This window comes from Pseudomonas sp. NBRC 111138, from assembly GCF_001320835.1.
In the GTDB taxonomy this organism is placed as follows: domain Bacteria; phylum Pseudomonadota; class Gammaproteobacteria; order Pseudomonadales; family Pseudomonadaceae; genus Aquipseudomonas; species Aquipseudomonas paracarnis.
Genome location: NZ_BCBO01000093.1, coordinates 35,648 through 47,111, shown reverse-complemented (window position 1 = coordinate 47,111; position 11,464 = coordinate 35,648). Strand labels below are relative to the sequence as shown.

The 11,464-nt window shown below is 59.8% G+C and carries 8 protein-coding genes; 6 read left to right on the top strand and 2 right to left on the bottom strand.

Features of this window, described 5'->3' with window-relative positions:
- A partial coding sequence (locus tag APH41_RS17970; protein WP_054920448.1) for a dermonecrotic toxin domain-containing protein occupies nt 1–4,509 on the bottom strand: 4,509 nt, incomplete at its 3' end.
- A gap of 158 nt (nt 4,510–4,667) precedes the next feature.
- Nucleotides 4,668–5,021, bottom strand: coding sequence for a hydroxyisourate hydrolase (gene uraH, locus APH41_RS17965; RefSeq protein ID WP_034126134.1), 354 nt, complete (start codon nt 5,019–5,021; stop codon nt 4,668–4,670).
- Nucleotides 5,022–5,462: 441 nt separating this feature from the next.
- On the opposite strand from uraH, the gene puuE reads away from it, so the two are divergent.
- From puuE to APH41_RS17930, 6 genes are all read left to right on the top strand, one after another.
- Entirely contained in the window at nt 5,463–6,389 is a 927-nt protein-coding gene (gene puuE, locus APH41_RS17955) for an allantoinase PuuE (RefSeq protein WP_054896335.1), read from the top strand.
- A complete protein-coding gene (gene uraD, locus APH41_RS17950; protein ID WP_014719293.1) occupies nt 6,386–6,901 on the top strand; it encodes a 2-oxo-4-hydroxy-4-carboxy-5-ureidoimidazoline decarboxylase in 516 nt (171 codons plus the stop codon). Before puuE ends, uraD begins: the two co-directional genes overlap by 4 nt.
- Nucleotides 6,902–6,942: 41 nt before the next feature.
- Complete coding sequence (alc, locus tag APH41_RS17945) at nt 6,943–7,938, top strand: allantoicase (protein ID WP_017137848.1); 996 nt, start codon at nt 6,943–6,945, stop codon at nt 7,936–7,938.
- Nucleotides 7,939–8,073: 135 nt separating this feature from the next.
- Nucleotides 8,074–8,577 (top strand): ureidoglycolate lyase, encoded by a 504-nt coding sequence (locus APH41_RS17940; protein ID WP_003192823.1) that lies wholly within the window; start codon nt 8,074–8,076, stop codon nt 8,575–8,577.
- Between the two features lie 51 nt (nt 8,578–8,628).
- On the top strand, nt 8,629–9,912 hold the full coding sequence (locus APH41_RS17935) for a urate hydroxylase PuuD (RefSeq protein WP_003192825.1): 1,284 nt from the start codon (nt 8,629–8,631) through the stop codon (nt 9,910–9,912).
- A 195-nt stretch (nt 9,913–10,107) separates the two neighbouring features.
- Nucleotides 10,108–11,451 carry a nucleobase:cation symporter-2 family protein gene (locus tag APH41_RS17930; protein WP_054920444.1) on the top strand — a complete coding sequence of 448 codons (1,344 nt, stop codon included), beginning with the start codon at nt 10,108–10,110 and terminating at the stop codon, nt 11,449–11,451.
- Nucleotides 11,452–11,464 lie beyond the last annotated feature (13 nt).

Here is an 11,464-nt window from a genome sequence, read left to right as displayed (position 1 = left end):
GAACAGTGCCGGATGATTTTGCCACCCACCTGAAGGCAGGCGTGATACGGGAATAGGCTGGTCGCGAATATCAGTGCTTGTCCAGCGCATGATATCGGTTAGCGCGGATCGCCCCGGTGGCTCATTTCGGGTGATAAACACCAGGCCGTTCAACGGTGCACGATCACCCTGCGGGAGCATCCGGTAGAAACCGCTGCTCGGATCCTGGATGGCGGTATAAGGAGGAGCCACGCGTAAAAACCTGGCATTGAGCTCAGAACCTCTGGGACCCACGCCTACCTCAAACACGCCAGCCGCCGGAAAGTCTACAATTTGACTGGGTTGGACTTGAACACGCCAACTCAGCCACTGAGTATCCGTTGTACGTGACTGCACAATCCGATTCTCGGTAGCCGTGCGCGTACGAGGGGGTTGCCAATCCGGCAATGGGGAAACGGGCCATGGGTTATGCACCCCGGAGCTGGGCCCAGGTTGTGGCGCATTCATGCCCAACAACCACTCTTTAGGCTCTTGAATGTTGATGACCAACTCATCCAGTCCCGGTTCCCGGCTATTTCGCAGACGAAATACCTCTTCGCTTTCGCGCTGGTAAACCGGGTAATGGTGCGTATCGTCCGCTATGAACTGCTCACCGTTCTTGACATGCACGCCTTGCCTGCCCGGCCCTTTCAACGCTACGGCGCCCTCGGGCTTACCCTTGATTCTGAAACGGTCCAAGAGCTTCGATTGCGTCACCAGCGACGAAGACGCGCTGGGCAAATGACTACGTATTGCCATCGGCAAGCGACGGATACGACTCAGAACCTTCATCGGCGAACGCATACCTATGACCTTACCGCCCTTCACTTTGGGAACAGGTGCAAAGTCTGTCGCCAGTTCGACCGCCAGAAACAGGGTCATGAACGCCACATCCACGGCATCGTTAGGGTCGCCAAAGCGATGATAGCGTCGGGCAGCCAACAGCAAATCATGGAAGTCGTTAGCCTTACCGAATAACGGAATCAAAATACCCAGCAACCCGCGCCTGGTGGCCTCGCTCTGCTCTTCAAGACGTTGAACCCGATAAGTCGCCAACATCCAGCTGGAGTTACTGACGGCTTGAACCCGCCCTTGCAGCTCCAGCGAGCTGGCCGCGTACAGCAGTGCCATGGCGTCACGGTAGGTGGTGGGCACCACCGCCAACCAGTTCGATGGTGCACTGGCAATCTGCTCGTGGATCAGCTCTTCGATTTCATTGACCGCTGGCGTAGGCTCAAGGTGCGTGATTTTGAATGAGCGGAAAAACTCATAGCTCCTCCACACACCTTCGAAGAATGAAAAACCGGCGAGGATAGGGTCCACGTCATAAATCGAGCTGTTCTTGTTTGTTGCATCGACGTTATGGGCGATGGCCTCGAATGCCCAACCCGGTGCAACCTGTCGCGCCAGAACCTTAACGTAATCGGGCTCTGCAGCCATACGATTGAGCGCCGCCAGGGCTACTCCCACACTGGTGTATTCGCTGATGACCAAGGCTTGGGGCGCGGCCGGCCAGTAAACCACGCAGCGTCCGCTGGCCTGGTCCGCCATCACCACAATGCCTGCGATGTAACGATCATGCAGCATCGTGTGTCCTACCAAATGAACCACACTGAGCGTCAGCCGATGCCCGTTCTTTAACAGGTCTTCAGCCGTGCGGGCTGCCATTGCAACCTTGAACAGGCTCTGCGCCTGGGCGCTCAAACCCTGGGCGGCCGCTGAAAAAAGCTGCATCTGCGCGCAGTCCCGCAACGTGCGATTTATCAGCACAGGGATACGTTCTTCCCTCTGACCGCTCGCCCCCGCAGGGTAAAATGCACGGTGGGCCCGTATCGCGTAATGACCGCCGATATCCAGCGAAGACACGGTGTTGATCAGATAATCGGCGTTCAGTCGCTGGCGCCACTGCGGTTGCAGATAGCGGCCGCGTGTCAATCGCGGGCGTGTCCAGGGTGCTTGCGAGTCAAGGTTATGCAACGCCAGTTGCAGCATGCTGAACGTGTGGCGTTTGAGGCTGGGTGTCACGATGACTTTGCGATCGCCCGGCGTGCAGCGACTTTCGTGGCCACAAAAACTGCTGTAGGTGTCATCCGGCAAGTCGATCAACGGCTTGTCGATGTCCAGTTCCGGGTAAAAACCGTCTTCAGTCAAACGAGCGATCAATGCACTGCGGGCGAAGGTGTCCAGGTCAGGCAGGATCTGCACGAGCCCGCTTTCAGCGGCAGCGGCACTGCCCAGGTACCTGCGCTTGAGGCGTTGGAATTGTTTGACTTGGGTAGGCGTTGCGCTGGCCAGCCACGCTGGGGAACTTTTCATCTCAAGCGCAACTTTACGCAGCACGTCCACATTGGCCAACGCCTGGCTCAAAGCATGGTTGGGAGGAAACGCCAGATGTTGGTGCAGCTCGACCACCCACAACAAGCGGCTGACCATCGCATCCTTCACCTCGCCGAAAAGCCCCGTCATGCCACCGATGCGTTTGCTCAACCCTGCGTAGTACATCACCAGGTTTTTCAGCGAGAGACCCGTGGGGCTGATGTAGACAGGCTCGTAACGCACAGCCAGCGTGTTGCGCACCGCATGGGCGCGCAAGTCGTGGAGCTTATCCCGTTCGACACAACCCCATAACCTGGAATAGTCACTGCTGCCCAGTGTCGCTTTGAGCCCCTGCGTCAGCGCCTCCAGGCCGGAAAAAGCCATAAGCCCGCCATAATCTCCAAACGCATACAGCACCACCGGAATTGCGCCTGCCGGTTTTTTCAGCGCGGTCACTCGCGTCACCACCCACACGTTATGCAGCGGATAGAAGGCATCCGGCGCGCTGCCCACCGAGACCGACAGCACCTGGGTTTGACTGCCAGGGCGTTTGCGCGCTGCAGGCTGGTCCAGCACTTCGCTAATCACGTCACGATGCGCCGTGGATATGAGCTTGAGCTGGTGTTGCAACTCAACCTCACAGCGCAATGCTTCGACCTGGGCGCTCAAAAACAGCGCAGCACGCCTGCGCCCTCCCCCAGGGCGCGCAAGCCAGAACGGCAAATCGAACAGTTGATGCTGCGCATCCTTGATCTGTGCGCTCAACACCTGCGTGTGCTCCTTGCGCTGACGCTCGAGCGCCAACACCTGCTCAAACGCCGCGCTCTGCGCACTCGGATCATCCTGGTTAAGCAACGCAACCAGGCCTTTTTCATAGCGTTTGACCTGTTGCTCTGCCGTAAGCCGGGCCAGCTCGGGCATCGCACTGGCAAACAGGATTTCTGGCTCCCGTCGCTGCCGGTCCCAGATAAGTAATTGGTCGCACACGTTGTGCAGCCGGGCGCTGCCTGCCAGCCGTTTGCGAGCTTGCTCGATCGAACGGAGAAAGGCCGTGGCCGACAACGTTTCAGGCCGCGGCCTGCTTGCAGCGAACACATGCGCGTGATTGATCGCCAGCGCGCAGGCCAACTCATTCGCCCACTGGCCATCCAGCAACGCCCGGGCGCTCAGAGCCAACGCATCCTCCGTCACCGCCGCGCCACGCACGACAACGGAGGCTGGGCTCAGGTGATCGGGTCGGCATAATTGGTGACGACGCTTTAGTGGCAAGCATTGCCAGAGTTCATCGAACAGCGTCTGACTGGTCAACGCCAACAGGCCGCATTGAAGCGAGAAGAACGACGGGTACTCGTAAAAATGGCGGGCCACGCCCGGCAGGTAAATCACATGCGGCGCACCCTCGGGGTCGCCGTCTCGATAAATATGCAGTGCCCCGGGAATCGCGACTGCAGGCAAGCCTGGCCACATCAATTGGCTTACCCGCACGCTGGCCCAACTGCCCCCGGCGCGCTGGCGCGCCTCGGTGTCGGGGGCATCCACCAATTGCTGGACCAGGGTCATTCCCGCAATGGAAATCTCATCCAGTTGCCGTGCCATGAAAGCCTGCTCGGCAAAAGCTGCGGCGTATGATTCAGCCCAGCGTTCCTGACGTGTGTGCCACGATCCATGCGCCAAGGCCTGCCAATATTCCGTTACCGCTTGAGGCAGCCGCTCCAGCAGGTTCATCGCGATCATGCGTCGCAACACCTGCAAAGGCGTATACGGCAGCCGACGGTTTGGATCGCCCTTGACACTCAAGGAGGTGAATTGATTGAGGTTGTCCGGTACCGAAGGCAATGCCAGCGACAGCAGCGCCCGGTCGGTCAAACTGTCAACTTTGGCGGCCGCCCCCGGCAATGCCGCCTGGGTAAACAGCAGGCTGTCGGGGTCAATTTCAAATTCCTTGCGCAGCGCGGCACGAATCACTCCCAGAACCCGGGGCGCATGACCTATCAAGCGGGCGAGCACTCTGGTCGACTGGAAACACCGCCGGTCGGCCTCCGCGAGCTGGTTGATCAGGCGGCCGGGCTGGGGATGAGTGTTGATGCGCCGAGTCAGTTGATCGCGCATCTGCTGCACGCGTTCGGCAGTGATATCCGGATCATCTGAATAGATGTTGCCGATGGCTGAAGTCATGGTGCTTTCTTCTTGATGGAAGGACAAACACCAGCCTAGGCAGCGTCGCGGCTCAAAAGGCGTTAGATAATTGAACACACCACGGGCGAAAAAAAGCCCGCAGTGTGCGCGGGCGAAACCAACGAAGAGCATTTGGGGGTATGAAGCGAGGTGACGACTCAGCTACCGCGATAGGTGGAATAGCTGTAAGGCGAAATCAACAGGGGTACATGGTAATGCTCTTGCTCGGCGCTGATGCCAAAGCGTAGTACCACTACATCCAGGAAAGCCGGCTCCGGCAGCTGCACGCCCCGGGCGCGGTAGTAATCGCCGGCGTTGAATTGCAGCTGGTAGACACCGCTGCGGTAATCGTCGCCTTGCAACAGCGGCGCATCGCAGCGGCCGTCGCTGTTGGTGGTGGCGGTAGCGACCAGCTCAAGCTGCGCACCTTCGACGCGGTACAGCTCGACCTTGATTGCGCTGCCGGGGCAACCGTGCGCGGCGTCCAAAACGTGTGTGGTCAAACGTCCCATGGCTTTTATGCGCCTCCCGAAGTCAGTCATAGAGAAACCCGCACTCTTTCAGGGCAGTGAAAAAGCCGGCGATGGCTGATTAAGACATTTTCAAAGAAAATTGTACACAATAAATTTCACAGCGCTTCAACCCCCTGTAGGAGCGAGCTTGCTCGCGAAAAACGCCAACGATAACGCGGGCTTCCAGGATGAAAAGTGGCGCCCTCAGGTTATTCGCGAGCAAGCTCGCTCCTACAGTGGGCTTTTTCATTTTAACCTGACCACTCAGGCAAGTTTCTTGCACAGACCCGTAGAGAGCCCGTTCAGAAAAAATGCAGAAATGCAGGCTTACAAAGTTTGCAATAAGTTGTATACAATCACTCATCGCTGTGACGCCACTCAGTCATTCCACTGCCCGGACGCCACACACACCTGCTACCACGAACAAGAAGGAAGACTGCAGTGAGCGCTGACTACCCACGCGACCTGATCGGTTACGGCAGTAACCCTCCTCACCCCCACTGGCCGGGCAAGGCACGCATTGCGCTGTCGTTCGTACTCAACTACGAAGAAGGCGGCGAGCGCAACATTTTGCACGGTGACAAAGAGTCCGAAGCCTTCCTCTCGGAAATGGTCTCGGCGCAACCGCTGCAAGGCGAGCGCAACATGAGCATGGAGTCGCTGTACGAGTACGGCAGCCGTGCCGGTGTGTGGCGCATCCTCAAGTTGTTCAAAGAATTCGACATCCCGCTGACCATCTTCGCCGTGGCCATGGCCGCCCAGCGGCATCCGGATGTGATCCGCGCCATGGTCGCCGCCGGCCACGAGATTTGCAGCCACGGCTACCGCTGGATCGACTACCAGTACATGGACGAGGCCCAGGAGCGCGAGCACATGCTCGAAGCAATCCGCATCCTCACCGAACTTACCGGTGAACGCCCATTGGGCTGGTACACCGGCCGCACCGGCCCCAACACCCGTCGCCTGGTGATGGAGGAAGGTGGCTTTCTGTACGACTGCGACACCTACGACGACGACCTCCCCTACTGGGAACCCAACACCCCGAACGGCAAGCCGCACCTGGTAATCCCCTACACCCTGGACACCAACGACATGCGCTTCACCCAGGTGCAGGGTTTCAACAAGGGCGATGACTTTTTCGAGTACCTCAAGGATGCCTTCGACGTGCTGTACGCAGAAGGCGCCGAAGCGCCGAAGATGCTATCGATCGGCCTGCATTGCCGCCTGATCGGTCGCCCGGCACGCCTGGCCTCGCTCAAGCGCTTTATTGAATACGTCAAAAGCCATGACCATGTGTGGTTCACCCGCCGCGTGGACATCGCCCGTCACTGGCACCAAACCCACCCTTTCCCGGGAGCAGCGAAATGACTGCGTTCCAGACCCTGAAACCTTCGACCTTGAGCCGCGACGCCTTCGTCCAGGCCTTTGCCGATATCTACGAACACTCGCCATGGGTGGCCGAAAAGGCCTTCGACCTGGGCCAGGACGCGTCGATCGACCAGATCGAAACCCTGCACCAGCGCATGAGCGATATCCTGTTGAGTGCTGATCACGCCTCGCAACTGGCGCTGATCAATGCTCACCCGGACCTGGCCGGAAAAGCTGCCGTCCAGGGCCAACTGACCCAAGCCAGCACCGATGAACAAGCGGGCGCGGGTATTCACCAATGCACGGCCGAAGAGTTTTCTCGCTTCACCGAGCTGAATGAGGCCTACAAAGCCAAGTTCAAGTTTCCCTTCATCATGGCGGTAAAAGGCAGCAACCGGCATCAGATCCTCGCCGCTTTCGAAACGCGCATCCACAACTCGGCAGACACCGAGTTCAAGTGCGCGCTGGACGAGATCAACAAGATCGCGTTGTTCCGCTTACTGACCCTCTAGCAGTCCATCCCCAGCCACTCTATCTAAGGCAGACAAGAAGAATGAAAGCTTACGCCGTACCTTTCGAAAAGTTCGTCAACCTGGCCGACGCCCGCCTGGGTACCAAGATCATCTCGGTGACCGATGACTGGTTCGCTGACGCCAACCGCCTGTTCCAGCCGACCCCGGCCGTGTGGAAGGAGGGCGTTTTCGATGACAACGGCAAGTGGATGGACGGCTGGGAGTCACGCCGCAAGCGCTTCGAAGGCTACGACAGTGCGGTGATCCGCCTGGGCGTGCCGGGTTCGATCAAAGGCGTGGACATCGACACTTCATTCTTCACCGGCAACTTCCCGCCGTCGGCTTCCCTGGAAGCCTGCTTCCTGGCCTCGGGCGAGCCGGATGCCAACACCCAGTGGGTGGAAGTGCTGTCAGCCGTCGAGCTGCAAGGCAACAGCCACCACTACCACGAGATCAACAACGACCAGGCGTTCAGCCACCTGCGCTTCAACATCTACCCGGATGGCGGCGTGGCCCGTCTGCGTGTGTACGGCGTGCCGTTCCGCGACTGGTCTTCGGTGGGCGACAACGAACAGGTCGACCTGGCTGCCGCGCTCAATGGCGGTCGTGCCCTGGCCTGTTCCGACGAACACTTCGGCCGCATGAGCAACATCCTCAACCCGGGCCGCGGCATCAACATGGGCGATGGCTGGGAAACCGCACGTCGTCGCACGCCAGGCAATGACTGGGTGATCGTCGCCCTGGGTCACCCGGGCGAGATCGAGAAAATCGTGGTCGACACCCTGCACTTCAAGGGCAACTACCCGGACACCTGCTCGATCCAGGGCGCCTTCGTGAAAGGCGGCACCGACAGCCAGATCGAAACTCAGTCGCTGTTCTGGCGCGAACTGCTGCCGGCGCAGAAGCTGGAAATGCACGCCGAACACACCTTCGCCGAGCAGATCAAGGCGCTGGGGCCGATTACCCACATCCGCTTGAATGTGTTCCCGGATGGTGGTGTGAGTCGCCTGCGCGTCCTGGGCAAGGTCGCCAAATAACACCCGATCGTCCCCACGCTCTGCGTGGGGATGCACCCCGTGACGCTCCGCGTCACACAGCGGACGCAGAGCGTCCAGGGCAGCGTTCCCACGCAGAGCGTGGGAACGATCTATAGACAAGACAAGAAGACAGCCATGCGCACACTGATGATCGAACCCCTGACCAAAGAAGCCTTCGCCCCTTTCGGAGACGTTATCGAAACCGATGGCAGCGATCACTTCATGATCAACAACGGGTCGACCATGCGCTTTCACAAACTGGCCACGGTCGAAACCGCGAAGCCGGAAGACCACGCCATCATCAGCATCTTCCGCGCCGACGCGCAGGACATGCCGCTGACCGTGTGCATGCTGGAGAGACACCCGCTGGGCAGCCAGGCTTTCATTCCGCTGCTCGGCAACCCCTTTCTGATCGTGGTCGCGCCACTTGGCGATGAACCTGTATCGGGCTTGGTCCGCGCCTTCGTCACCAACGGCAGGCAGGGCATTAATTACCATCGCGGCGTCTGGCACCACCCGGTGCTGACGATCGAAAAGCGGGATGACTTCCTGGTGGTTGATCGCAGTGGCACAGGCAATAACTGCGATGAGCATTTTTTCAAAGAGGATGAGCGGTTGATCCTCGCCCCCCACCAATAAGAGAAGGTCTGATCACCCGACAACAAGGGTGACAGGCGAGAGGTAAAGACTGTGGAAGCACATCTGTTGGAATGGCTGAACCTGAGCGTGCGCTGGGTTCACATGATCACTGGCGTCGCCTGGATCGGCGCTTCTTTCTACTTCGTCTGGCTGGAAAACAACCTTAATCGCGTCAACCCCAAGAACGGCCTGGCCGGTGACTTGTGGGCGATCCACGGTGGCGGTATCTACCACCTGGAAAAATACAAACTGGCCCCGCCGACCATGCCGGACAACCTGCACTGGTTCAAATGGGAAGCCTATTTCACCTGGATGTCGGGCGTCGCGCTGCTGTGCGTGGTGTTCTACCTCAACCCGACGCTGTACCTGCTCGCCCCCGGCAGCAGCCTCAGCGGCACCGAAGGCGTGTTGCTGGGCATCGGTTCACTGTTCGCCGGCTGGTTCATCTACTCCTTCCTCTGCGACTCGGCCCTGGGCAAACGCCCTGCCCTGCTCGGCTTAATCCTGTTCGTGCTGTTGATTGCGGCGGCTTACGGCTTCAGCAAGGTGTTCAGCGGCCGCGGTGCCTACCTGCACGTGGGTGCGGTGATCGGCACGATCATGGTGGGTAACGTGTTCCGCATCATCATGCCGGCCCAACGCGCGCTGGTGGCGGCCATCGCCGAGAATCGCACGCCCGACCCGGCGCTGCCGGCCAAAGGTCTGCTGCGCTCACGCCACAACAACTACTTCACCTTGCCGGTGCTGTTCATCATGATCAGCAACCACTTCCCGAGCACCTATGGCAGCCAATACAACTGGCTGATCCTGGCCGGTATCGCGGTGGCAGCAGTGTTGGTGCGCCATTACTTCAACACCCGGCATGACAGCCAGAAGTATGCGTGGACCTTGCCCGTAGGCGCCTTGGCGATGATCAGCCTGGCCTACGTGACCGGGCCCAAGCCGGCTGAACCGATTGCCAAGGCACCGGCTGCCATCGAGTACCAACCCCTGCCAGAAACCGCACTGGGCGGTGGCTTGAAACCGGCCGCGCCTGCCGCACCCGCCGCTGAACCGGCACCGGCCCAGGCCACCACGGACTTCGGCCAGGTGCACCACGTGATCGAGCAACGCTGCACCGTGTGCCATTCGGCCAAGCCCACCAGCCCGCTGTTCAGTACGGCACCGGCTGGGGTGATGTTCGACACACCGGCACAGATCCAGCAGCAGGCGGCGCGGATTCAAGCGCAGGCCGTGGCCAGCCAGATCATGCCGCTGGGCAACATTACCCAGATGACCCAGCAGGAACGGGATTTGATCGGCACCTGGATTAATCAGGGGGCCCGTACCAACTGACTGTTTCACACCGTTCCCATGTGGGAGCTGGCTTGCCTGCGATAGCGGCAGATCACCAACATTTTCGGTGACTGACACACCGCCATCGCAGGCAAGCCAGCTCCCACAAGGGAGATCAGTGATGGTTTGAAGATTAAGTTTCATCCGGCAATTGAATGCCAAACAACACAAAAATAAAAAGATTCGAGGTGTTGCATGTCCCAGTTAGAAACGCAGACTCCTGCCGCGCCCGCCATGGTGCGGCTGCCCCTCTTGCAACTGATCCTGGTAGGCCTGCAACACGTCTTGCTGATGTACGGCGGTGCTGTCGCCGTGCCCCTGATCATTGGCCAGGCCGCCGGCTTGAGCCGTGAAGAAATCGCCTTTCTGATCAACGCCGACCTGCTGGTGGCCGGTATCGCCACCATGGTGCAGTCGTTCGGCATCGGCCCCATGGGCATCCGCATGCCGGTGATGATGGGCGCCAGTTTTGCCGCCGTGGGCAGCATGGTCGCCATGGCCGGTATGCCCGGCATCGGTTTGCAGGGCATCTTCGGCGCGACCATCGCCGCCGGGTTCTTCGGCATGCTCATCGCACCGTTCATGTCCAAGGTGGTGCGCTTTTTCCCGCCGCTGGTGACCGGTACGGTGATCACCGCCATCGGCCTTTCGCAGTTTCCCGTGGCGGTGAACTGGGCCGGCGGGGGCAGCGCCGCCGCCACGTTTGGCTCGCCGGTCTACCTGGCGATTGCCGCCCTGGTACTGGCCACGATCTTGCTGATCAACCGCTTCATGCGCGGCTTCTGGGTGAACATCTCGGTACTGATCGGCATGGGCCTGGGTTACGCGCTATGTGGTGTGATCGGCATGGTCGACCTCAGTGGCCTGGCGCAGGCGCCGTGGGTGCAGGTCGTGACGCCGTTGCACTTTGGCATGCCCAAGTTCGAGTTGGCGCCGATCCTGTCGATGTGCCTGGTGGTGGTGATCATTTTTGTCGAGTCCACCGGCATGTTCCTCGCCCTAGGCAAGATCACCGGCCAGGAGGTCACGCCGAAGATGCTGCGACGCGGCCTGTTGTGTGATGCCGGCGCGTCGTTCTTTGCCGGCTTCTTCAACACCTTTACCCACTCCTCCTTCGCGCAGAATATCGGCCTGGTGCAGATGACCGGCGTGCGCTGCCGCTCGGTCACGCTCATGGCCGGCGCGTTCTTGATCGTGCTCAGCCTGTTGCCCAAGGCGGCCTATCTGGTGGCTTCAATTCCACCTGCGGTACTCGGCGGCGCGGCGATTGCGATGTTCGGGATGGTGGCGGCAACCGGGATCAAGATTCTGCAGGAAGCCGACATCGCCGACCGCCGTAACCAGTTGCTGGTGGCGGTGAGCATCGGCATGGGCCTGATCCCCGTGGTACGCCCGGAGTTCTTCGCACAGCTGCCGTTGTGGATGAGCCCGATTACCCACAGCGGCATCGCCATGGCCACCCTCAGCGCGCTGTCGCTCAACATCCTGTTCAACATCCTCGGCGGCGCTGAGCGCCCCGAAGTCGCGCATACGCATTGATTCCTTTGTTAGT

Bases quoted from the DNA above. Each gene is read 5' to 3' on its own strand.
- APH41_RS17940 (WP_003192823.1), top strand. From the start codon at position 8,074: ATGCGCACACTGATGATCGAACCCCTGACCAAAGAAGCCTTCGCCCCT.
- alc (WP_017137848.1), top strand. From the start codon at position 6,943: ATGAAAGCTTACGCCGTACCTTTCGAAAAGTTCGTCAACCTGGCCGAC.
- uraD (WP_014719293.1), top strand. From the start codon at position 6,386: ATGACTGCGTTCCAGACCCTGAAACCTTCGACCTTGAGCCGCGACGCC.
- APH41_RS17930 (WP_054920444.1), top strand. From the start codon at position 10,108: ATGTCCCAGTTAGAAACGCAGACTCCTGCCGCGCCCGCCATGGTGCGG.
- uraH (WP_034126134.1), bottom strand. From the start codon at position 5,021: ATGGGACGTTTGACCACACACGTTTTGGACGCCGCGCACGGTTGCCCC.